This window comes from Bradyrhizobium septentrionale (assembly GCF_011516645.4).
In the GTDB taxonomy this organism is placed as follows: Bacteria; Pseudomonadota; Alphaproteobacteria; order Rhizobiales; family Xanthobacteraceae; genus Bradyrhizobium; species Bradyrhizobium septentrionale.
On the sequence record NZ_CP088285.1, the window covers coordinates 4,839,565 to 4,861,070 of the forward strand.

15 protein-coding genes, 1 tRNA gene and 4 pseudogenes are annotated in these 21,506 nt (G+C 59.6%); 11 read left to right on the forward strand and 9 right to left on the reverse strand.

Going from position 1 to position 21,506, the window contains the following annotated elements; genetic code table 11:
- Positions 1-218: 218 nt before the first annotated feature.
- Positions 219-3,320 carry an efflux RND transporter permease subunit gene (locus tag HAP48_RS24840; RefSeq protein ID WP_029083943.1) on the forward strand — a complete coding sequence of 1,034 codons (3,102 nt, stop codon included), beginning with the start codon at positions 219-221 and terminating at the stop codon, positions 3,318-3,320.
- A 1,479-nt stretch (positions 3,321-4,799) separates the two neighbouring features.
- On the opposite strand, the pseudogene HAP48_RS24845 reads toward HAP48_RS24840, so the two are convergent.
- Positions 4,800-5,224: pseudogene (locus tag HAP48_RS24845) on the reverse strand (transposase); the annotation flags it as partial.
- A 12-nt stretch (positions 5,225-5,236) separates the two neighbouring features.
- Positions 5,237-5,512, reverse strand: a pseudogene (locus HAP48_RS24850) (transposase domain-containing protein); the annotation flags it as partial.
- A gap of 99 nt (positions 5,513-5,611) precedes the next feature.
- Here HAP48_RS24850 and tnpA point away from each other — a divergent pair.
- Genes tnpA through tnpC form a run of 3 tightly spaced genes read left to right on the forward strand, consistent with a single transcriptional unit; the run spans position 5,612 to position 8,057 of the window.
- Positions 5,612-6,013: an IS66-like element accessory protein TnpA gene (gene tnpA, locus HAP48_RS50120; protein ID WP_166205105.1), complete on the forward strand. Its 402-nt coding sequence runs from the start codon at positions 5,612-5,614 to the stop codon at positions 6,011-6,013.
- Positions 6,010-6,357 carry an IS66 family insertion sequence element accessory protein TnpB gene (tnpB, locus tag HAP48_RS24860; protein WP_165124204.1) on the forward strand — a complete coding sequence of 116 codons (348 nt, stop codon included), beginning with the start codon at positions 6,010-6,012 and terminating at the stop codon, positions 6,355-6,357. Before tnpA ends, tnpB (HAP48_RS24860) begins: the two co-directional genes overlap by 4 nt.
- A 47-nt stretch (positions 6,358-6,404) precedes the next feature.
- A complete protein-coding gene (gene tnpC, locus HAP48_RS24865; protein WP_166207527.1) occupies positions 6,405-8,057 on the forward strand; it encodes an IS66 family transposase in 1,653 nt (550 codons plus the stop codon).
- 340 nt (positions 8,058-8,397) lie between these two features.
- Here the strand turns inward: tnpC and tnpB (HAP48_RS50850) are convergent, their stop codons facing one another.
- The 6 genes and pseudogenes from tnpB (HAP48_RS50850) to HAP48_RS24885 all read right to left on the reverse strand — a co-directional run bounded on the left by tnpB (HAP48_RS50850) (position 8,398) and on the right by HAP48_RS24885 (position 13,434).
- Positions 8,398-8,550, reverse strand: a complete 153-nt coding sequence (tnpB, locus tag HAP48_RS50850) for an IS66 family insertion sequence element accessory protein TnpB (protein ID WP_175619847.1) — start codon at positions 8,548-8,550, stop codon at positions 8,398-8,400.
- A gap of 19 nt (positions 8,551-8,569) precedes the next feature.
- Positions 8,570-8,692: pseudogene (locus tag HAP48_RS50855) on the reverse strand (transposase); the annotation flags it as partial.
- Between the two features lie 311 nt (positions 8,693-9,003).
- Positions 9,004-9,144 (reverse strand): annotated as a pseudogene (locus tag HAP48_RS50860) (IS66 family transposase zinc-finger binding domain-containing protein); the annotation flags it as partial.
- A 1,204-nt stretch (positions 9,145-10,348) separates the two neighbouring features.
- Positions 10,349-11,764 (reverse strand): argonaute/piwi family protein, encoded by a 1,416-nt coding sequence (locus HAP48_RS24875; RefSeq protein ID WP_166209403.1) that lies wholly within the window; start codon positions 11,762-11,764, stop codon positions 10,349-10,351.
- A 42-nt stretch (positions 11,765-11,806) separates the two neighbouring features.
- Positions 11,807-12,028 carry an SMEK domain-containing protein gene (locus HAP48_RS24880; RefSeq protein ID WP_224496575.1) on the reverse strand — a complete coding sequence of 74 codons (222 nt, stop codon included), beginning with the start codon at positions 12,026-12,028 and terminating at the stop codon, positions 11,807-11,809.
- A gap of 722 nt (positions 12,029-12,750) precedes the next feature.
- Positions 12,751-13,434: a glycerol-3-phosphate acyltransferase gene (locus HAP48_RS24885; RefSeq protein ID WP_166208670.1), complete on the reverse strand. Its 684-nt coding sequence runs from the start codon at positions 13,432-13,434 to the stop codon at positions 12,751-12,753.
- Between the two features lie 587 nt (positions 13,435-14,021).
- Here HAP48_RS24885 and HAP48_RS24890 point away from each other — a divergent pair.
- Entirely contained in the window at positions 14,022-14,372 is a 351-nt protein-coding gene (locus tag HAP48_RS24890; RefSeq protein WP_143278893.1) for a hypothetical protein, read from the forward strand.
- Between the two features lie 13 nt (positions 14,373-14,385).
- Positions 14,386-16,092, forward strand: coding sequence for a recombinase family protein (locus HAP48_RS24895; protein WP_166209401.1), 1,707 nt, complete (start codon positions 14,386-14,388; stop codon positions 16,090-16,092).
- A gap of 39 nt (positions 16,093-16,131) precedes the next feature.
- Here the strand turns inward: HAP48_RS24895 and HAP48_RS24900 are convergent, their stop codons facing one another.
- Positions 16,132-17,517, reverse strand: coding sequence for a tyrosine-type recombinase/integrase (locus HAP48_RS24900; protein WP_165125820.1), 1,386 nt, complete (start codon positions 17,515-17,517; stop codon positions 16,132-16,134).
- 114 nt (positions 17,518-17,631) lie between these two features.
- On the opposite strand from HAP48_RS24900, the gene HAP48_RS24905 reads away from it, so the two are divergent.
- The 5 genes from HAP48_RS24905 (at position 17,632) to HAP48_RS24925 (ending at position 21,412) form a co-directional block, all read left to right on the forward strand.
- Positions 17,632-17,706 (forward strand) — tRNA-Glu (locus tag HAP48_RS24905).
- Positions 17,707-17,813: 107 nt separating this feature from the next.
- Complete coding sequence (locus tag HAP48_RS24910) at positions 17,814-18,245, forward strand: lipocalin-like domain-containing protein (RefSeq protein ID WP_166209398.1); 432 nt, start codon at positions 17,814-17,816, stop codon at positions 18,243-18,245.
- A 172-nt stretch (positions 18,246-18,417) separates the two neighbouring features.
- On the forward strand, positions 18,418-18,615 hold the full coding sequence (locus tag HAP48_RS24915) for a hypothetical protein (RefSeq protein WP_166209395.1): 198 nt from the start codon (positions 18,418-18,420) through the stop codon (positions 18,613-18,615).
- Between the two features lie 328 nt (positions 18,616-18,943).
- Positions 18,944-19,483 (forward strand): hypothetical protein, encoded by a 540-nt coding sequence (locus tag HAP48_RS24920; protein WP_166209392.1) that lies wholly within the window; start codon positions 18,944-18,946, stop codon positions 19,481-19,483.
- A 537-nt stretch (positions 19,484-20,020) separates the two neighbouring features.
- Positions 20,021-21,412 (forward strand): hypothetical protein, encoded by a 1,392-nt coding sequence (locus HAP48_RS24925; RefSeq protein WP_166209389.1) that lies wholly within the window; start codon positions 20,021-20,023, stop codon positions 21,410-21,412.
- The last annotated feature ends 94 nt before the right edge of the window (positions 21,413-21,506 follow it).

Here is a 21,506-nt window from a genome sequence, read left to right on the forward strand (position 1 = left end):
GATCAGCGATCAGCGATCAAAAGGGCAAAGATTCATCCAAGGAATGGCGATGGAGAAGTGGAGGATCGGATCTTCTGCCTAGGAACTAGCCGTTAGAGCAGCCGATTCCGCTTCCTTCTGGGGTCTTTGCCACTGTCAGCCGCGCTGATGACCGTAACTGGAGCGCGACTTGCCAGTGCCAGCGAATTTGCGTCACCCTCCTGAATGCGAGAGCCTCGATGGCATTTGCCGATCTTTTCATCAAACGTCCCGTGTTATCAGTCGTCATCAGTCTGCTGATCCTGTTGATCGGCCTTCGCGCGGCCGCCGTTCTGCCGATCCGGCAGTATCCGAAGCTGTCAAACACGGTCGTCAATATCACAACCTCCTACCCGGGTGCCTCCGCCGACATGATCCAGGGGTTCATCACGGCCCCCCTGGAGCAGGCAGTGGCGTCCGCCGAGGGCGTCGACTACATCACGTCCTCATCGGTGCTCGGTAGCTCGACGATCCAGGTCTACATCAAGCTCAATTTTGATCCCAACGAGGCGCTTACCGAAGTGCTCTCCAAGGTCAACTCGGTCAAGTCTCAAATTCCGAAGGAATCAAACGATCCGGTCGTCACCAAGTCAGCCGGTCAGACCACCGCTGTCATGTATATCGCTTTCTCCAGCGAGGAATTGACGGCCAGCGCGATCTCCGACTATCTTTCACGCGTGGTGCAGCCGGTTATGTCGACTGTAGAGGGGGTCGCAGCGGCGGACATCCTGGGCGGCCAGAGTTTTGCGATGCGGCTATGGCTCGATCCTGTGAAAATGACGGGGCATGGCGTGTCGCCGGCGGACGTTTCGGCTGCAATTGCCGCCAACAACTTCCAGGCCGCGGCCGGTCAGGTCAAGGGCTATCTCACCATCTCCGACATCACGGCCAACACTGATCTGCGCGGTGTCGATGACTTCAAGCGCATGATCGTCAAGGCCAATGACGGCGGATTTGTGCGCATGGAGGACATTGCGACGGTCGAGCTTGCCGCGCAGACCGCAGACGCCAGTGTCTCCATGAACGGCGAGCACGCGGTCTTCATCGGCGTGCAGGCGAGCCCTCAAGGCAATCCACTGAACATCGTACGAGGCGTACGGACGCTATTTCCAGACATGGAGCGCAACTTGCCGCCTTCGCTGAAGATGAAAGTGGCCTACGACTCCACGAAGTTCATTCAATCATCGATCGATGAGGTGGAGAAGACGCTGGTCGAGGCCGTCTTGATCGTGGTGGTCGTGATCTTCCTGTTCCTGGCCTCGTTTCGGTCGGTCATCATTCCCGTCGTTACCATTCCGCTGTCGCTTGTTGGCGTCTGCAGCATGATGCTGGCGCTGGGGTTTTCATTCAATCTTCTGACCCTTCTCGCGATGGTGCTTGCGATTGGTCTCGTGGTCGACGATGCAATCGTCGTCGTGGAGAATATTCATCGCCATCTGGAACAAGGCGCGCCGCCCGCGCTGGCCGCGACCCAGGGGGCGCGCGAGATCGTCGGTCCCGTCGTCTCCATGACGATCACGCTGGCCGCCGTGTACGCGCCAATCGGCTTTATCGGCGGCCTCACTGGCGCGCTGTTCCGCGAATTTGCGTTCACGCTGGCGGGCTCGGTCATCGTGTCGGGCGCAATTGCGTTGACGCTTTCGCCGATGATGTGTTCGGTCTTCCTGAAGAACTCTGAGGAGGGGCGGTTTGCAAGGGGTGTGAACCGCGCGTTCGGCGCCACGACCCGCTGGTACGGTCGCAACCTCGACCGCTCGCTCGACTATGGTCCGATTACCGGGCTGTTTGCGCTGACCATGCTGGGCCTTGCGGGCTTTCTCTACATGCATACGTCCAAGGAACTTGCACCCGAGGAGGATCAGGGCATCATATTCGCGCTGACTAAAGCGCCGAAATACGCCAATATCGATTACCTCGATTATTACGGCGCCAAGCTCGACAAAGCGTTCCAGAAGTTTCCCGAGACCGATTTGCGCTTCGTGCTCAACGGCAGCAGCGGGCCGCAGGGCGGCATGGCCGGCATGTTGCTAAAGCCTTGGGACGAGCGTAAGAGATCAACGATCGCGCTCAAGTGGTCCGTTCAGGCCGAGCTGTCCAAAATCGAAGGCATCAACGCATTTGCCTTTGGTTTGCCGCCTCTTCCGGGCGGATCGGGCGGCCTGCCGGTGCAAATGGTGATCAGTTCGACCCTAGGTTTCCAGTCCGTTTATGAGCAGATGTCGAAGCTGAAGGATGCCGCTCGCAAGAGCGGTCTGTTCGCGGTCAGCGACTCTGACCTTGAGTTCAATCAGCCCGTGGTGCAAATCAAGGTTGATCGATCCAAGGCAAGCGATCTTGGCATCACCATGGAGAACGTCGGTGGCGCGCTTGCGACCCTGCTCGGCGGCAACTACGTGAACCGCTTCAACCTGCAGGGGCGCTCCTACCAGGTGATCCCGCAACTGGCGCGCGAAAACCGCCTGACGCCGGAATCACTTGGAAGCTATTATGTGAAGACTGCGAGAGGCTCGATGCTGCCGCTGTCGACCGTGGTTTCCATCGAGACTGCGACCGATCCGAACACGCTCACCCACTACAACCAGCTCAACTCCGCGACCTTCCAGGCTGTACCGATGCCTGGTGTCACGATCGGTCAGGCTGTGGACTACCTGGACGAGGAGGCAAAGATGCTGCCCGCAGGCTTTAGCCACGACTTCCTTGCCGACGCTCGCCAATATGTGCGCGAGGGTAATCAACTCGCCATCACCTTTGCGTTTGCACTCATCATCATTTTTCTGGTGCTTGCGGCACAGTTCGAAAGCCTGCGCGATCCCCTCATCGTCATGATCAGCGTTCCGATGGCGGTCGTCGGGGCCTTGATCCCGCTATTCTTTGGCTTGTCGACGATGAACATCTACACTCAGGTCGGGCTGTTGACACTGGTCGGGCTGATTTCCAAGCACGGTATCTTAATGGTTGAGTTCGCCAATGAGCTGCAGCTCAAGGAGAGGCTCGACCGCCGCTCGGCTATCGAGATGGCGGCGCGCGTTCGACTTCGTCCGATCTTGATGACCACGGCGGCGATGGTCACTGGTCTCTTACCCTTGTTGACCGCAACGGGCGCTGGCGCCGCGAGCCGCTTCTCGATTGGGCTCGTGCTCGTCGCGGGCATGTCCATCGGAACGTTGTTCACGCTCTTCGTGCTACCGGCGCTCTATGTCGCGATTGCGTCCGATCACCGCGCCGGTGCGAATGCTGTCCACGTCAAGAACACCGCTGAGTTGGAACACGCCGGGGCTGTTGATGCCCACTTGGCCAAGTGATGACGCTCACGATCAATTGAGCTTCGCTGAATTGGTGCTAAAGCAGGGGGCGCTGATCGTCGACCGCGGTGACTTGATCGCGCTGGTTGGCTACAATTGGTGGCGCGGACCGCGTCATTCTCTGCTCCGACAGGCTCGGTATTGTTGCCGACCGATCAGAAACGGGCGGTAGCTATTGCCTCTGCCAGGGTGAATTGCCGGACATCCACGGCAGCGCAACTCGCATGCTTGCCTGTCTGGGAGAATTCATGCACTCCCGATGACGTAGAGTGGTGGTGCCGCCTTGTTTCATTGGCTCTGGAAGGGAATGATTTGCTCGGGCTTGTCTTGCTGGCAGAACAGACGAGCGCTGATTTGTTGCAGTCTGCGTCCCGTAGGCGAGCGGGTCGGAACTGTCTGGGCGTCTGAAGCCTATCTCATTAACATAGCTATCGATTCGATACTGGTCGGGCACAGGCAGCCTATTCTGGCTAGCAAGGGGGCCTCTTGCGCTGCGCAGCAAGAAACCCGCCGTGTTGCAGCGATCATCACGCGGATTGCCCATCGCTTGTTCCAATGCCGATGACCATCCAGCAGGAAAAAGCGAAAAGCTCGAGAGCCTACCCGACCCCAACAAGAAGGCGCGGCCCCAACACCGGCCCCTCCTGCAAAAATCGAATGCTTCATCAAGACAATTCCCATCTCTCGGGCCGACCTACTTTCTTCCCCAAAGACTTGACGGGGAGCGCCATATGAGCGGAAGGGACCCGTGATCACGTTGTCCAGCGCTACGACGGGCTTCGCTTATGCGCAGCGCTCTGAATTCTCGGCGGTGCCGTCTCGGGCATCATCAGCATGGCACAGAATCCGGCCGCGCTAGCGACAAGCATGTACCAGGCGGGCGCCAGTGCGTTCCCGGTTTCGAGCCCAGTTTGATGATAGGTTCGGCCATAGCGATCATTCCCTTGGTTGCCTAGTATCATTTGGCATTGTAGCAGCTGGCATTGTAGCAGCGGTAGCAGCGCGAGTGTAGATGCGCGTTCACTAGCGTACCTTACCTGGGAGACTGATCACCTCCTGGATCTGGTGGGGGCAGTATTATGCCTTATTCACCGTCGTCGAGTCGGTCGTTCTTGGCCCGGCTCGGAACTTCCGAACGAGCAGCTCACTCGGCGATTGGAGACAAAGCTGACATCCAAGGCCAGAGGCGCGGAACGTGCCAATATCAATACGGTGGCGCGAAGTTCGGTACGCCCCTGACCATGGGAGAGGCGGAAAAACGTGGCCAACGACATTGCGGCCTCGGTCATAGCAATGCGATTTGTCGTCGGACGAATCGAGCGTGTTTGGTGTGCGCGATTGCTTCCCATCTCCGCCGGATACTGTTGTAAAACTCGACTGATCTCGATTGCCAGCCTTCGCTGTGACTTCTTGCGCGGTTTGTTGGTTGGGTCTGCTTTTGTTGGGGTATTGTATAGGTAGTTGTGCCCGAGGGGATGCCTACGCCGGGCGAATCGCTGTCCGGGGAGGTGGGACACGACAGAGAAGCTTGGCTAGCCTCCTAAGGTTTTGTGCGGTTGCCGTGGGCAGGACTTCGTCTCTGACGCCGCTCAAGCCCCGCAGCCGGAACCGGTCGAGCCTGAGAACGCGTTTCATGTGCGCAAATCGCATCTCAACCTTCTTGCGCTCCCGGCGCGACTGTTCGAAGGCTTCTGTATTGGCCAAAGCGCGGACGCGATCACGCACATCTTCGTCAAGGTCGCGGGTAATTTTGCGCACGGTTGCGGTCGTGCACTTCGGCTTTAGTGAGCACAGGAGCGATCGTTCTTGCTGGCCCTGTAGTAAGCGATATGACCTTGATCGATATTGCCTGTGCTGGCCAGCTCCGCGCCACCTGGGCAGACATAGATGTTGCGCCCTTGATCAACGGTAAGCGCTTAGCCGCGACCCCGTCGGTGCAAGCTTGACGTCTTGCGGAATCGCCACGGCATGAGGTCTTCGATGCTGCTATGGGGATGGCCGTCGATGATCGTCTCGAGTGTTTCGGCGATGTAGGCGGCCGGGTTGACGTCGTTGAGCTTGCAGGTGGCGACGATCGACGCGAGCAGCGCCCAGTTTTCCGCGCCGACTTCATGACCGGCGAAGAGCGCATTTTTTCTGGTCAGGCAGACTGGCCGGATGGCGTTCTCGACCGGGTTCGTGTCGCATTCCAGAATCTTCGATACCATCTCGCCGTATCCCTCCATTGAGGGCCGCCTTGTTTGACGGACGCGAGCGCTGCAGGTCCTAGGGGTAATCCTAGGAGAAGCGCTATGACGATTTCGCGGGCAGAGGTGATCACATCGGTCGAGCGGCGGCGTCGGTGGTCACAGGATGAGAAGGAACGGCTAGTTGCAGCATCGTTCGAGCCCGGAGCCACTGTTTCCGAGGTGGCTCGCATGGCCGGCCTTCATGTGAGCCAGCTGTTCAGGTGGCGCAAAGAGCTTTGCAAGCACGGTGAAACGAGTGTAGCGCCGTTGGTGCCGGTCGAGATTGGGCCGTCTGTGCCGCCGCGGGATGTGGCCGAAGCGCCATTGACGACGGCGCCGGCGCGTCGACGGAGGAGCCAGGGCATCATCGAGATTGATCTCGGTAGCGGACACCGCATCCGGGTCGACGGTGACGTTGATGGAGACGCGCTGCGGCGAGTTCTCGATGCCCTGGTGCGCCGATGATCCCGGTTCCGACAGGCGCGCGAGTGTGGCTCGCGACAGGCTACACGGATATGCGCAGAGGCTTTCCGTCGTTGGCACTCCAAGTGCAGGAGGTGTTGCGCAAAGACCCGCTCAGCGGTCATCTGTTCGTCTTCCGCGGTCGCCGCAGCGATCTTGTGAAGATGATCTGGCACGATGGCCAGGGAGCATGCTTGTTTACCAAAAGACTCGAGAGAGGAAGGTTCATCTGGCCATCGGTTGCCGGTGAATCGGTAACGATCTCTCCGGCGCAATTGAGCTATCTGTTGTCCGGGATCGATTGGCGCAACCCTCAAGAAACCCAGCGTCCGACGCGGGTCGGTTAGTCGTTTTGCAGGTTTGAATCTGCTGCTTGATCTGATTCAATGGCTTCGTGATATCAAAGCCGGACGATCTTCCATCGGACCTTGTCAGTGCCCTGGCGGCGCTGCAGGCCGAGCGTGAGGCGCGGCTGCGAGCTGAGGCGATGGCTGCCAGCGCGCAGGCGGAGCTGTCGAACAACGAGGCGCTGGTCGCGCATCTCGAGCTGCGGATCGAGAAGCTCAAACGCGAACTGTACGGGCAGCGCTCCGAGCGCACGGCGCGGCTGCTCGAGCAGTTGGAACTGGAGCTCGAAGACCTCGTCGCCACGGCGAGCGAGGATGAGCTTGCGGCGCAGGCCGCAGCGGCGAAGACGCAGAACGTCCGCCCCTTCACGCGCAAGCGGCCGGTGCGCAAGCCTTGGCCGGACGACATCGAACACGAGCGCGTCGTCATTGACGCTCCGACGAGCTGCGCCTGCTGCGGCGGATCGCGGCTGGCGAAGGTCGGCGAGGATGTGACCAAGACGCTGGAGGAGATCCCGCGTCGCTTCAAGGTCATCGAGACAGTGCGCGAGAAGTTCACCTGCCGCGATTGCGAGAAGATCAGCCAGCCGCCTGCGCCGTTCCATGCCACGCCGCGCGGCTTCATCGGCCCACAATTGCTGGCGACGATCCTGTTCGACAAGTTCGGCATGCATATCCCGCTCAACCGCCAGAGTGCGCGCTTTAAGGCCGAGAGGATCGATTTGCCGCTGTCGACGCTGGCCGACCAGGTCGGCCACGGGACCTTCGCCGTCATGCCACTCTTCCACTTGATCGAACGCCATGTGCTCGCTGCTGAGCGCCTTCATGGCGATGACACCACCATCCGTATCCTGGCGAAGGGCAAGTGCACGACCGGGCGGATCTGGACTTATGTGCGGGATGACCGGCCCTTTGCCGGGCCTGCGCCGCCGGCGGCGGTCTATTACGCCTCGAGCGACCGACGAGGCGAGCATCCGCAGAAGCATCTGGCCGCCTTCGCCGGCATCCTGCAAGCCGATTGCTACAACGGCTTCGAGCCGCTGTTCGACCCGCAGAAGAAGGTGCTGCCGATTACGCCGGCGTTTTGCTTCGCCCATGCGCGGCGGGGCTTCTTCGAGCTGGCTGACATCGAGAAGAATGCCCGGGAAGGCAAGAGAGGTAAACCGGTCTCTCCGATCGCGCTGGAGGCGGTCAGGCGCCTGGATGTGTTGTTCGAGATCGAGCGCGCCATTAACGGCTGCGGCGCCGAAGAGCGGCGCGCCGTGCGCCAGGAAAAGAGCAAGCCGCTCCTCGGGGACATGCACGCCTGGTTGCTGCGTGAGCGCGAAACCCTCTCTCGCTCCTCCGAGGTCCTGAAGCCTATGAATTACATGCTCAGGCGCTGGGACGACTTCGCCCGCTTCCTCGACGATGGCAGGATCTGCTTGACCAACAATTGTGCTGAGCGCGCATTGAGAGGCATCGCCTTGGGAAGGCGCAACTGGACCTTCGCCGGCAGCCAGCGTGGTGCCGACCGTGCCGCCATCATGCTGACGATGATCACGACCTGTCGTCTCAACGACGTCGATCCGAAAGCCTGGCTCGCCGACGTCCTCGCCCGTATCGCCGATCTTCCCGCATCGCGTCTGCACGAATTGCTGCCCTGGGAATGGAAGCTCCTGCGCCAAGCCGACAAGCCCGCCGATCAGCAGGCCGCCTGACCTTCACGCAAACGCCATCATAGAGCTCGCCGTACCCGCGCGCATGCGTCCATCACGCGGTCCTCGTCGTATGCGTACATCTCGCCGAGCTTGTGCAGCCCTTCACTGCCGCACTTGCCACACGCGCAAGGCATGGGTTCGATGATACGTTCGACCGGCAGGTTATTCGGTAGGGGGCGTCGCGGCGGCCGTGGATTTTGCGCGTGGCGCAATGATCATCGCATGCGCAGCGGCAAGGTCGGCGGGAAGCGCATCGGTGGGCGTCGTCACGAGGGCGAATCAACCATATTCGCGGCAAAAAATCCCGCTGGATTCCTGCCGTGAGTCAAAGAGCCACAGCTTAACCGGAAGCCTGTGGACGCCAGGTCGCCTGCGGCATCCGCCAGTCAATTCCGGACAGGAGATAGGATAGTTGCGCAACGCTGATCGTCACAACGCCGTCCGCCAGCGACGGCCACAAAAAGCGGCCGCGCTCCAGCCGCTTCGTGAACAGACAGGCCGGCCGCTACTCCGTTGCGACGCGCAACCTCTGTCACCTTCGCGCCTGGCGCCAACGTCTCCTCGACAATCCGCGCCTTGTCATCCTGCGACCAGCGCCGCCGCCGCTCCAGCCCGCCCAAAACCTCGACCCGCATCGCCTGATGACCTTAAAGCTAGACTTAAGGTCGCACGCTTCGCGAATTACCACGCGTCACGCAAGACGGCGCCCGTCGGATGCGTACCGCTCGGCGAGCGTCGAACCACTTGAGATCATCGACAGTTGTTTCTCGAACCACGGCTTTAACGCGGCGACGATGGCAGCGAGTGCTCCTTGCGCGCGGCCAGCCGGATGTCCGGCGATGAAGCGCGTACCATGGCGTCGATGGCGTAAAGCTGTGCGATGTGCCGAACCGCGGCCTCGGCGACTTGCTGTTGCGGGCCAATTTGACGAAGCGCCGGCGTGACCAAGCACTCGCCATTGCGCCGGGATCACGTCGAGGCGTTTGGTGACATCCTCGCCGATCTTCGTCATGGCGCCGCAACCGCACGGACAAAGCGTGCTCGCAGGCTCGATGATCCGTTCCACCCGAGGCAAATGGGCAGGCAAGCAGCCGCGATTGCGATGAGAACCTTGATCCGGCACGCTCCGCGATCGGATCACAGCCTCGGCTCTCTCCTGAGCCGCGTCCAGGATGCCCTGCGCGACCTCACGTCTTCGAGCGGTAAATGATACTGATCTGGTCGCAGCTTTTCGGACTTCGCGCCGAACCTCTAGCCCCCCTTTGCACGGAACGATAAGGCTTGTCGGCAAGCTAATCAGTTCTGATCGTACTGCTTCATCCCACACGGGCCTGAGGCTTTCAAAAAGTAGTTCATCGCGTCAAAAGATCAAAACGAGCCCGTCGACACTGCCGGTCGAGAGGTTGAGCTCGTGCTCAGTGCTCAGCAGAAACTCATGTCTTGCCTAGAGGCACAACCGTACTTGTTTCGTAATCGTTCGAGTAGCACACCTTCTGTTTGGCGCTGTTCGAACTCTTCGCCCACGAGCCACTCATCGATAGTCCGCACGCGCCCGAACTGAGCGCGGAAGCCTGACTCATGCTCCCAGATTGTGCCCCACAGCGAGACTGAGCCGATAGCGAGAGCAACTGGCCCTGGCTGGTCGGTTGGTGGAAGAAGAGGCGGGACCGCCAGGTGTTTGCAAGCTCTCTCCGCACCGATACGTTCGCAATGAAGCGCTCGACCAGGTCCCTGGTCTTGAGGGCATACACCCCGGCGTGGCCGCTATGGTTCATATTGCCGCCTGACATTGGCTCTTCAGGGTGCCAATGGCGCCAGCTATGTGGCCCAAACAGGTTCCCTTGCCAAGAGACAACCCAATACCGATGGCCAACAAGTTCGCCGACCATGTAGCTCATGCCGGTTCCTTTTCAGGCACCTTAGTCGGGACTTCGGGAAGATCAGGCGGTTCTGGACTGATCACAGGCTCGTTCAAAGGGGTCACCTCATGGCGCCTGAGAGGTTCACCAATATCGGGTTCCATCGCTGTCCACCTCATTTATTCCTTCTCTTGTACCCTCTTCGGTGTGGTTGGTTCCTATTTTCTTCAGGCAATTTGGCGGTACTTCTCTAGGACAGCAGGCCGAGCAAGACGTTGAGTGCTCACGGGAGGTCGCATTGACTGACACTCTCTCCGCCATTTCGCTGCTTCAACGAGTTTTTGATTTCCTACTGATCAAGCGCAACAATCCGATGTTGTGATCTCCCGCAGGGGGTGATCGTAAGAACGATCGCCCAAGCCCGCGAAATCGCTACATGTAGAAGCTGTAGCTGACCTGCGGCTTCTCGGTCGGGCCCACGTATTTCATGATGTCTCCGATCTTCCGGGCACACTCAAGCGTGATGGGCAGACGACCGTCCATCTGGGTGTTATTCCAGTTCATCTTGGTCAGCCCAAGTATCTCATCGCAAAGGCTCTCAAGAGACGAATCCTGTTCGTACACGGTGATCTTCAGCGGGGCTGGCACGTACATGCCGGGATACGTCTTGTAGAAATCGACGGTACCTCGCGTGTAGAGGACTCCCTCGGTCTCGGAGATCGTCATCAGCGTGCCGCGCTTCGGCGGATAGTCCTTATCACCGAACAGCCTGATGTCCGTGTCCGTTATCGCGACGAAGTCTTTCGTTCGGATGCCCTTCTCGTCGAGCGCTCTGAGAAAACCCTTGCGCTCGCTCTCGCGGTATTGGCTCGACTTGTGGATCACGATCCGAGCCGGCATGTGCTCAAGTGCTCGGTCATACTCGTCCAGCGCGTCGCGCAGCAACTCGTAGGCCTGATCCTCGCTAAGGTAAGGGCGACGATTCTTCTTGTCGATCGACACCGGCGTGCCACGCAGAATGATCCCGTGCCCGAATTCGTCGAAGACCTGAGCCAGGCTCGACGATACTGTCTCCCCGTCGCGGCTCTTGTAGAAGCCGATGCCGATGTAGCACGACCGTAGTTTCGCCGTGTCCTCAACGAGCCGCCAAGGGATCGTCTTGTTTCCTTTATAGTAGAGCGCCGTGACGAAGTTCCACGCTTTCGTCGCCGGGTCCTGCTGATCTCCCGCCTGCTTGGTGATGATGATGGTCTTCTCGCGTACCAACTGTAGTGGCGTGCCAAGGTGCATGCTCTTGGCCTTCAGAATGCGTCTGAAGTTGTGCTCAAGTTCGCTTTCCCCCGAATCATCGTCGTCGCTCTCCGCGGTCGTCGTGATGGAGTCGAACATCTCGTTCGGCATCACGCAGACGATCACGTCCACCGATCTATTCTCGGCGAGGAAGCGAATCTGCTCGTAGTAGAGCTCAACGGCCTTCTCCACTCGCTCCGCCCGGGACGCGAGCTTAACTACTGCCGAGATATCCGACTTCTTGATGGTGCGGGTGTATTGCGGAGAGTTGATGATCCTCGTCAGGAATCCGTAGTCCTGATTGATGCCGCCGAAGCCCCGAAACAGGTTCAGCAGCTTGGACCCCTCCTTGCGGTCAATTCCATCCCGGCACCTCTCGAGCCAATCGTCCAAGAGGTCGATTCCTTCTCCGCGTCCGACCACGCCGATCCGCAGTTCGGTTCGACGCAACTCATCTAGCTTGTCGTAGACGCCCAAGTGCTCGATTCCCGTTCGGGGGCAAACGTGCGTGCCGGTACCGAATTCGAGCAGCGGTTCAGGTAGCGTCGTGAGTTTCATGCAGCCGTTCCTCCCGCCACTTGGATATCGTCTTCATCGTCGTCACCGACGATCGTCGCCGAGATCGATGCCGGGGAAGTTCTTCTGCTTCCGATTCAGGTTAGTGAGGTGCGGCAGGTTGTAAACTGACTTCAGGATGGGGATGAACGCATCCTCCAGCGCCAAGTTGATATCGGTTCGACCCTGGGAGGTTGCCAACTCAACCTGAACGATGATTCGGCTGACCACGTCGCGGAGCTGGTTCTCAACCTCAAGCTGCCTCATTCCGTGCCCCATCCTCTAACTGCTGATCTCTAACGATGGGAACGCAGCGGGAACATTTCAAGGGCCGGATCCTCCTTGCTGCCTTATTCCTGCGGCCGTCAGAAGGGGTCGTCGCTGCTCGCTGTGAGTGAACGTCGGGGATTGGTCGAAATGTGCCCTCAACCTGGGTATTCGGTTCGCTAGCAATTTCACGAACTCGCTGGACCCGTGCCGCACGTATCGGATGTTTAGGGGCCGGGATTTAGACCTATCCATCAGACTGCGTTGTGCAGCTGATCTCTTCGACTGCTGATCGCATCACGGCGGGAAGGCCTGAGTGGCGACGATCTTGCGTCTCCGTGGGATCTGACGGGCTTGGTATCGTCAGTAGACAATGGCGATTGCGCATCGACGATGTTGGCGCGCCACGGCCGATGAAGATGGGCACTATTGCCTCGCCGTGGCGCTATGACGCAATGACCGCCCAAGCGATGCGGCCGGATCGCCTGCGACGGACTGCGATCTTGCGCTACGCTTTATGGCGGCTGTCTTCCCGATTTCACTGGTGGTTCCGAATACCTTCGATAGCGGTCCTTTCGACCAGTCTTGGGATCGACGTGATGGGCCAGCTGTCGACCTCACAGGTACGGCCCGCATCACGTTCGGAGCGGTCGCTTTGAGATGGAGCACGGATTACCGAAAGGGCGAGTGTCCCAGGTTCCTCGCCCCCCGCGTTGCGACTATCAATCTCCTGTGCCGATTTTCGGCTCTGTGCCGGTCAGCAACCTCTTAATGTCGTCACGATGCTTCCAGGCAGTGACTACCGCCATGAGGGCCGTAGCCCACGTCATGACTTCGTGCTGACGATATAGTTCCCAGAAGACCATACTTGTTGTACCCATGGGTTGGGTGCCCAAGTAGAACGCCAGCGCGGCGACGACTGCCGCGAGCAGCGAGGCCAGGGATGAATTCCGCGTAGCACGAGCAACGATCAGCCATGTGATACAGAACGCAAGTGCCGCCGGCCACCACCAGCCGATTAGCACGCCGAGGTATATGCCAAACCCATTGCCACCTCGAAAACCGCGCCAGATCGGAAACAAGTGACCTAGAAAGGCGGCAACGCCTGCCGCAAACCATACCGAAAATTCTTGACTAAGGTCCGCGCTCGTTGAGCCGTCATTGAACGCACGAGCCAGCCAAAAGGCGACTAGTACAGCCATCGCACCTTTTACGACATCTAGGATGAGCGGCTCGGTCGTCCGCAGGTTGCCCAAAATAGTCTTGCGATTACCCTGAACGGCTTCGGCCTTCTTCTGAAGCACCTCGGACGGTAACGAGCCGACCAGATAGCCAAAAATTGCGCCCAGGATTTGCGCGTAAGCTTCAGTTTCCGATGTCAATGTCCACAAGACAGTCGACCTCATGAATTAATTCGGTGAGCGGCCCATTCTTCCAACGTGTCCTGAACTTATTGCCGGATGGTTAGCGCCAGTGTCGGCTTCCCAGGTTGCGACCGTCCGTCTCGTGCAAAAGCTGCCGTCGGGCTGCTCCGGGTCATTCGCGTCGATATTGCCACATCCGCTCTCTCGTCTGCTATCGACAATACCTGATACTACCGACCGAGGGCCGCGTGCTTGTCATCAAGATGACGGGCACAGACCACGATCGATTAGGACGGCTAGATAAAAGCGACGGTGTCGCTCCGTGCCGTCGGGGATCGTAAGTGTTTGTCTGCACATTGTTTTGGATGGCACTGCAGCGGCACCGTATTAGGCGGCCTGGTGCCATTCGAACCGAGAAAGCATTCAAAATCAACGTTCCGAGCGGCATCATTCGCAGCGTAGCGTCCAGTTGTGCAGGCTCGGCATGGAGGCCCGCCATGATCGCATGCGAGACCGCTGCCGGACCAACGGAACGCCGTCAAGGCTCGCGCTTTGCGCGACCGGCTCCGCCGGCTTGCGGCCTTGACTGCGCTCCGATGGCCCGGCCTTTGCTGCCATGCGATCATAGCTTGCTCTGCGCGATTGCGCTCAGCCGGCAGACGAAGCGCGAGGTCGGAGCACAGCAGCGTGATGTAGCGCGCGCTTCGGCTGTTCAGTGGATCGGCCAAGCTTGCCACAATGGCGCCATGGCTCGCTCTCAAGAATCGCAGCGGCGCGTGTCGACCAACGTGCAATGCGACGATCTCTACGACTATGCAGTGGCGCCCGCGCGTCCTAGCCGGCGAGGAGCGAAGCGCACTTCGGTGACATGGACGGTGACGGATGACTGGCCGGAAGACGTGCCGGTTGCTGAAGCCGAGATCGCCGTCTTTGAGGCTTGGTTCGGCGACCTGTTCGACGAGCTGTTTGGAGACGGCTAAGGGGGAAATCACCATGGCAGCGACGGTTCGGGCGGCTCTCTACCTGCGGGTCTCGACGGGGCGGCAAGCAGACAGCGATCTTTCTATCCCGGATCAGCGCCGCCAGGCGAAGGCTCATTGTGCGTCTCGTGGGTGGGAGATCGTCGCTGACTATGTCGAGCCCGGAGCGTCCGCGACCGACGATCGGCGGCCGGAGTTCCAGCGCATGATCGACGCGGCGACGGTCAAGCCGCCGGCGTTCGACGTGATCCTGGTCCACAGCTTCAGCCGCTTCTTCCGCGACCAGTTCCAGCTTGAGTTTTATGTCCGCCGGCTCGCCAAGAATGGCGTGCGGCTGGTGTCGATCACGCAGGAACTCGGCGATGATCCGATGAGCAACATGATCCGCCAAATCATGGCACTGTTCGACGAATATCAGTCCAAGGAGAATGCCAAGCACACGCTGCGAGCGATGAAGGAGAACGCACGGCAAGGCTTCTGGAATGGCGCGTTGCCGCCGATCGGTTACCGTATCGTGGAAGCCAGTGAGCAGCGCGGCCATCGCACCAAGAAGACGCTGGAGATCGATCCTATCCAGGCCAAGACCGTGCGGCTGATCTATCGCCTGGCGCGCGAAGGAAGCGGCTCATCCGGGTCGATGGGCGTCAAATCGATCGCCAAGCATCTGAACGAAGCCGGCATCCGAACGCGCGATGGCGGACGCTGGGGCGTCGATGCCGTGCACAAGGTACTAACGCGAACCACGTACATCGGCCGTCACCGGTTCAACACCAAATTTTGGAAGACCCGCGAGCGCAAACCGGACGCCGAGGTGGTGGAAATGGCGGTGCCGCCGATCATCGATGCGGCCGAGTTCGAGGCCGTGCAGATGCTACTCAAGACGCGCTGCCCGGCGCTGACCGCGCCGCGCGTCGTCAGCGGACCGACCCTCCTTACCGGCATCTGCTTTTGCGCCACCTGCGGCGGCGCGATGACACTGAGGACCGGGAAGAGTGGACGGTACAGGTACTACACGTGCTCGACCAAGGCCCGGCAGGGCGAGACCGGCTGCAAAGGCCGCACCGTTCCGATGGAAAAGCTCGACAGCGTCGTAGCCGAGCACATCGAGCACCGCCTTTTGCAGCCCAAACGTCTCGAGGAAGTCTTATCGGCCGTCCTGCATCGCCGGAAGGAGCGCGCCGAGCGCCGAACGACGCATATCGCCGAATTGCGCAAGCGTGCGGCCGAAGCGGAAGCCAAACTCAAGCGGCTATACGACGCCATCGAAAACGGGATCGCCGACGTCTCAGACCCGATGCTCAAGGAGCGTGTAACCGAGCTGAAGTCGATCCGCGACCAGGCCCGCGCCGACGCGGAGCGGGGCGAGGGTGCGCTGGATCGGGCTGGGCCGAGCATCACACCCCAGGCGCTCAAGACCTTCGCCAGCCAGGCCCGCCGGCGCATGCGGACCGAACAGGGCGGCTACCGCCGCGATCACCTGCGCGCGCTGGCCCAGCGCATCGAGGTGGACGCGAAAGAAGTTCGCATCATGGGATCGAAAAGCGTGCTCTTGCGCACTCTCGTCGCCGCGTCCGGCGCAAAATCGGCAGGTTTTGGAGTGCCCAGTTTTGTACCGAAATGGCGCACCCGACACGATTCGAACGTGTGGCCTTCGCCTTCCGAGGGCAGCTCTTGGCGCAAAGCGGCCGTTCGTACCAGACAGCCGTCCTGCGACCGATAAGGACACACATCGCTTTGGAACCAGGCTCGGGAAGGGCGCCTACGCGCGTTTTCCCATCGGCACCACGTTTCCACCACTCCGCGGCACCAGCGACACGACTACAGCTCTTGCGAGGTCTTCCAAGGCGGTCGCAATGTATTTCGCGTAATGCCGCTCGATCATTTTGACTGAGGTGTTGTGCAGTTTGGCCACCTGTTGAATGGGCAAGCCCTTTCGGAGACCGCGGACGATGCTCGAGTGCCGCAAAGCATAGGGAATCACCTCTGGCATACCGGCGCGCTCGCGAATGGCCTTCCAGGGCCGTGCAAGTTCGGCTCTTTTCCATGGACCGCGTTCAGACTTCTTCCACGCGATACCCCTTGGCTCCTGTTCATGGATCCATCGCTCGAGAAGAGGTGCATCGCTTGGCCGGCCGGTAATTGCGGGTAAAAGCACCGCAATTACATCGTCACCCACTGGGACCGGGTCTGAGCCGCTATTACCCCCGCGCCCCTTGTAGGAACCCGGCACCATCAGACGCCGCGCAGAAACCTGTACGTCGCCCACGCGCATTCGCCTGACCTGGGCATACCGCGCGCCGGTCGCGGCCAAGCATACGACGATCCGATATAGATCGCCATCAAACCCAAGCTCCTGATCGACTTCATGCGCAGCTTGAAGGATGGCGCCAACCTCTTCATCCGTGAGAATCTGGTTATCCCGAGCAACCGACACATCGTCATCATCATCGATCCGCTCGGCTTTGAAGCCGGCCTTCACAATGGCGAGGAACGTCGGGTTTAGTTTCTTCCGATCTGCGGAAAGCCGCGGCCACGCGGCATTTAGTGCGGCCTTGAGGTCATTCACGAACCGCTGCTTGGTCGTGACCTTTAAGTCCTCCGGCAAACCCTCACGCCACGTTATCAAGTCGTCCTCTTTCAAGGCATGCAGATACACCGATGCGAGAGCAGCAGCTTCAGCAGCTTCCTGATTGCCGCGCTTTTCTTGACCAAGTACGTAGCGCCGCAGCTTGGTACCGGCGTCGGATCGGACGTCGCGACCTGTTCGGCGTTTTTCTCGAGCGTCGCGTTCCTTGACGTAGGATTCAACGGCCGATCGCACGGTAGGAGCCGGGCCCGCCGCGTGCGACGCGGCTTCTGTTCTGACTCGAGCTACGGCCTCCCGTGCCGTTCCCACGGCCTGTTCGAAGGTCAGAATCCCGTCGGCGGGCTTGTCATTGATGTCGTTGGCGACGCCGACTTGCGCCTGCTTGTAGTTGCCGCCTCCGTAGTGATTGCGCCAGCGGACAAGCCAAATGCCGCTCTGTCTTCCTTTGCGATAGCCCAGATGCGCTTCCGCATCGAGGCGACGCCAATGCACGCCAAGCTCGAGCCTGGAGCGCGCTTTAGCCGTCGTAACTTGAGCCTCGGTGAGTGTCTTCGACATAGCGTTCGCCGGTTTTACGTCGAATATCCGTTGAATATAAACCCATGTACATTGGCGAGCAATACCGGACTAAGGGCGTTCAACCTATTGAAATTATTGAACGTCGGCGGACGATGACGAACGGAGAGGGACTTATTATTTGGCCCTCTCAAGGCTGAAACAGGGGTTCGATTCCCCTAGGGAGCGCCAAAAAATCAATGATTTTCGAATGCCGAGGCGCGTTCGTCGCATCGACGACGAATAAAGGTCTGCGCGAAGCCGGACGTTGAACGCCACCAGGGGCCTTGATCGACGCCATGACCGACGACGTGCCGTCGCAATTCATCGGCGTCTGGAAGCTGGTCAGCTTCGAGCGGCGCCAGGTCGGTGTCGAGACCGTGGTGAAGACCTACGGGGAACACCCCAAGGGCTATCGCATCCACACCACAGGTGGCCGGATGATCTACATGTTCTTCGCCGAGGATCGCAAAGCCAGCGTCGGCGCCGTGACCGATGCTGACCGTATTGCATGGTCGAAAACCATGGCCAGTGCCGCCGGCCCCTTCGAGTCGATCGGCGGCAACAGGGTGGTATTCTATCCCGAAGTGTCCGCGGTGCAGTACCTGCAGCCGATCACCTCTGGTTTCGAGATCAAGGGCAATGACCTGACGATGACGTCGGATCCGATCAAGGACCCAACCGGCGGTCCGGACCTTTATTTCCGTTCGACTTACGTGCGCGCCGAATAGCGAGCGCAAGCCGGAGGCCACATCCCTCTCGCGCGAAGGCCGAGCGTAGCTCGAAGCGCGTTCGGTAGACCCGCGCTCAATTCGCGGCGCCTTGCCGGCCCCAACCGCAATTCCGGCCGAATCTAGGTTCCCCAATTGAACGTTCGTTCCATTTGATCTCGGGGAGCCACCAATGTCGATTCCTATGCCGCCGATTGAAGTGACGCGAGAGCAGGAAAATGCCGTAAGCTCTCTTGCTCCAAGGGCCAAATTCAAATCAGGACTAAAAGTTGAGTTCGGAGTGATCGAACTCAGGTTTTCTAACAACAACGGAAGTCTATTCACTACAACGCTCGAACCCCATCACTTCAGGCGCTTGCTCAAGCCATGATGCATGCTAATTCGCGCGAAGCCATCAAGGCGTTCGGGGCGGCTCTTGAGGCTGGGATTCCCGAACCTCAGGAAGTCTGGATACCCGATATAGACTGGCGGGCGGCCTAGTTGAGCATAACTAGCGTTGGTCTTTTCGATCCCACCTTCATCCCCTTAGCTTCGCCTGGGCCGAGTCAAACGTTTTCTTTCGGTCCGCCGCCCGAGTGTAGCGATCCGCCTCTTCTGCGGATCGATATGCGCCGACCGCCATGATCTCGCGGGCCTTGCGCCGCCATCGGCGAGCGGGCGGCTTAACGTCCAGGCTACTTGGAGGGCGAATGTTGCGAATGGTTGATCTTGCAGAGTGGGATCTCTCGGGAATGAAGGATGCCGCGCGTGCCGCCAGATTATCGCATCCTGTTGGAGCCGAGGAGCTCATTCGTGATGTTGCAGCAGAAGCTGAGACGGCAGCTCGTGAAGGCCTTGCCTGCTGGCACTGGCAGCAAGGTGAGGAGATGATCGGATGCCGTCGGAGCGTCGCAACGTTTCCACTTGATCGTGACACATTTGATGCTCTGTTTAACAGCCGTGGTGGGTACCGTGCTCAGTATTACCTTTCTTGCGAGGAAGGCATTCAGTTTAACAACGAGATCATCAAACAGCTTAGAAGGCCATTGGCTTTGACCTGCCAGAAGCTTTCGCTCGACGAATTCGCACTTCTGGAGCGATCGTTCGTTGGTCCGTTTAGCAAAATCTGGGTACTAGGTGACGGGGCACCATTCTTGGCCGCACCAGAGAATGAATTCATGCCCAGGAGGTGGCTGAACGCAACCCAACTTCATTGGGACTGCGCGCGCCACTGCCTAATCCGCCAACAATCGAGGTGAAGGGGAGTTGGATAGAGGATATCAATCATGAATACAGAGAGGATATCCTCTGGAAGCGTGATCGTCATTGCCGCCTGAGCAAATCAGGGTACGCTTGAAGCTGTGAACGAACGAGTAGCGGCGAATTTTGGGTGAAACGCGTTAGAGATCGATGAGAGACAGCGGCAGCGAGCCGCGTGCCTCACCGCTTATTTGAGTTGCCGCCGCGCGAGTGCGGCGCGAGTGACGCGAGTGGCCCAACTCCGGCGACATCGGAATTACGGTGACAGTGCATTCAATTGATGCCTCGTAGTCATCCCGCCTCGCAGGCGCAGAAGCCCGGCCCACCGAAGAAGCCGGTTGACGCACCGCCGAGTGTCACCCCTCGCTTGCCGAAGCAATACAAGGAGGTGGGCACGCGTGTGTTGCCCTCAGTGTGTGCAGAGATCACAGACCGAACGAGAGCCTCCGGGCCGTTCAACATGTCGCGACTGTTCGAACCGGTGCAACGCCCGCTACGTCCAACGGACGTTGCCGGGCGGTTGTTGGAGACCAGAGATGACAGAGCAGCAATTCGAGACCGATGTGATGGCGCTGCTGCGCGCGCCACTTTCGGGGCCGGACGGGGTGCGGCGTCTGAATTCGCTGAAAGCGGCCTTTCAGGCCGTCGACGATCCGGCACTGGCCTTGAAGCTGTACGAACGTCTCTCCACGCCTGATGCGAGCGATGCGCTTGCCACCGCTTTCAACACTCGTGTGTCGCCGAGCGCGCGGAACGATCTGCTCGCAATCCTGACGGCGGTGAAGGGGGCAGCGCCGAAGCCGGAGCCACGGAGCCAGCAGTATCGACTGGTCGATGAAGACGCCAAGACCGTTCGCACGATAGCCCATTCCGACCCCGAATATCAGGAGCGCTTCGTCAACCACAACATCTCGAACGTCACCAGCGATCCGAATCCGAATACCTTCGAATTCCATACGATGGTCGTTTACTACGACGACGGACGAAAGCTCGAGCTTTCGCTCGACGACGTTCCGGTCCGGACCAGCATTCCCGGAATGCGACTGGTGCGGCTGAAGCCTTATGAGCCGCCGATCATCGATCACTACGTGCGGCGAAACGGCACCATCATCCCGATGAACGCCCGCGACGAGATGATGCTGAACGGATCGACCACCCCGGACCTGGTCGATTTCCGAACCACGATCGAATTCAACATCAAGCGCCGCCACGAACTTCTCGAACTGGCGATGCTGACCAATACCTTCGCGGGCTACGTCGGCATGAATGTTTCCTTCCTGCACTTCAGCATGGCGACGGGCTCGGAGCCGGGCGGCCTGTTCGTGCAGGCGATGAAGCCCGGCCCACCGAAGAAGCCGGTTGGCGCACCACCGAGCGTCACCCCTCGCTTGCCGAAGCAATACAAGCAGGTCGGCGCGCGCGAGCTCCTGATTTGGGAAAAGGAGGGAGGGCACCTTTTGGGACGACACAACGAGCACCTGACCGAGACGAAACTCCTGGAGAGGGTCGTCGGCGAGAAGAAGCTCGCGGTGCCGCCATCGGAAACCAACGGTCAGCCGACAAATTTCAGTGTCTGGCGGGGTCAAGGCAAGACCAAGGCAGCTTCGAGGTGGCGCGACCAGGACACGATGATGAAGGCGATCGGACAGATTATCCACGATAATATCGACGAGATCCGGACCACGACGGCCGGCGGCAAGGAGTGGGTCCGAGAAAACAAGGCCGTCGGTTACGAAACCGGCGGCGGATGGCTCAAGAAGGTCTACAAGAACCCGAACGATCAGGTGCTCGACAAGGGCGTGTTTTGGGACGAGCACTTGAAGGGCGTGACCATCGTCATCAGGCCCAGGCAAAACCATGTTCCGACGGCTGAGGATCCAGAACCCTGGTTCGTCTACACGGCGTTTCCGGACCGCGTGCAGCATTAGGTCATGAACCGATAAAGTGGGCAGGGCCGGCGCTGTCGGATGACGAATATGCGCCAAGCCTTGCGCGCATGATGCGCCATCGATAGTCCGTTGC

Bases quoted from the DNA above. Each gene is read 5' to 3' on its own strand.
- HAP48_RS24840 (WP_029083943.1), top strand. From the start codon at position 219: ATGGCATTTGCCGATCTTTTCATCAAACGTCCCGTGTTATCAGTCGTC.
- tnpA (WP_166205105.1), top strand. From the start codon at position 5,612: ATGACGATTTCGCGGGCAGAGGTGATCACATCGGTCGAGCGGCGGCGT.
- tnpB (WP_165124204.1), top strand. From the start codon at position 6,010: ATGATCCCGGTTCCGACAGGCGCGCGAGTGTGGCTCGCGACAGGCTAC.
- HAP48_RS24875 (WP_166209403.1), bottom strand. From the start codon at position 11,764: ATGAAACTCACGACGCTACCTGAACCGCTGCTCGAATTCGGTACCGGC.
- HAP48_RS24880 (WP_224496575.1), bottom strand. From the start codon at position 12,028: ATGAGGCAGCTTGAGGTTGAGAACCAGCTCCGCGACGTGGTCAGCCGA.
- HAP48_RS24885 (WP_166208670.1), bottom strand. From the start codon at position 13,434: ATGAGGTCGACTGTCTTGTGGACATTGACATCGGAAACTGAAGCTTAC.
- HAP48_RS24895 (WP_166209401.1), top strand. From the start codon at position 14,386: ATGGCAGCGACGGTTCGGGCGGCTCTCTACCTGCGGGTCTCGACGGGG.
- HAP48_RS24900 (WP_165125820.1), bottom strand. From the start codon at position 17,517: ATGTCGAAGACACTCACCGAGGCTCAAGTTACGACGGCTAAAGCGCGC.
- HAP48_RS24910 (WP_166209398.1), top strand. From the start codon at position 17,814: ATGACCGACGACGTGCCGTCGCAATTCATCGGCGTCTGGAAGCTGGTC.
- HAP48_RS24915 (WP_166209395.1), top strand. From the start codon at position 18,418: ATGTCGATTCCTATGCCGCCGATTGAAGTGACGCGAGAGCAGGAAAAT.
- HAP48_RS24920 (WP_166209392.1), top strand. From the start codon at position 18,944: ATGGTTGATCTTGCAGAGTGGGATCTCTCGGGAATGAAGGATGCCGCG.
- HAP48_RS24925 (WP_166209389.1), top strand. From the start codon at position 20,021: ATGACAGAGCAGCAATTCGAGACCGATGTGATGGCGCTGCTGCGCGCG.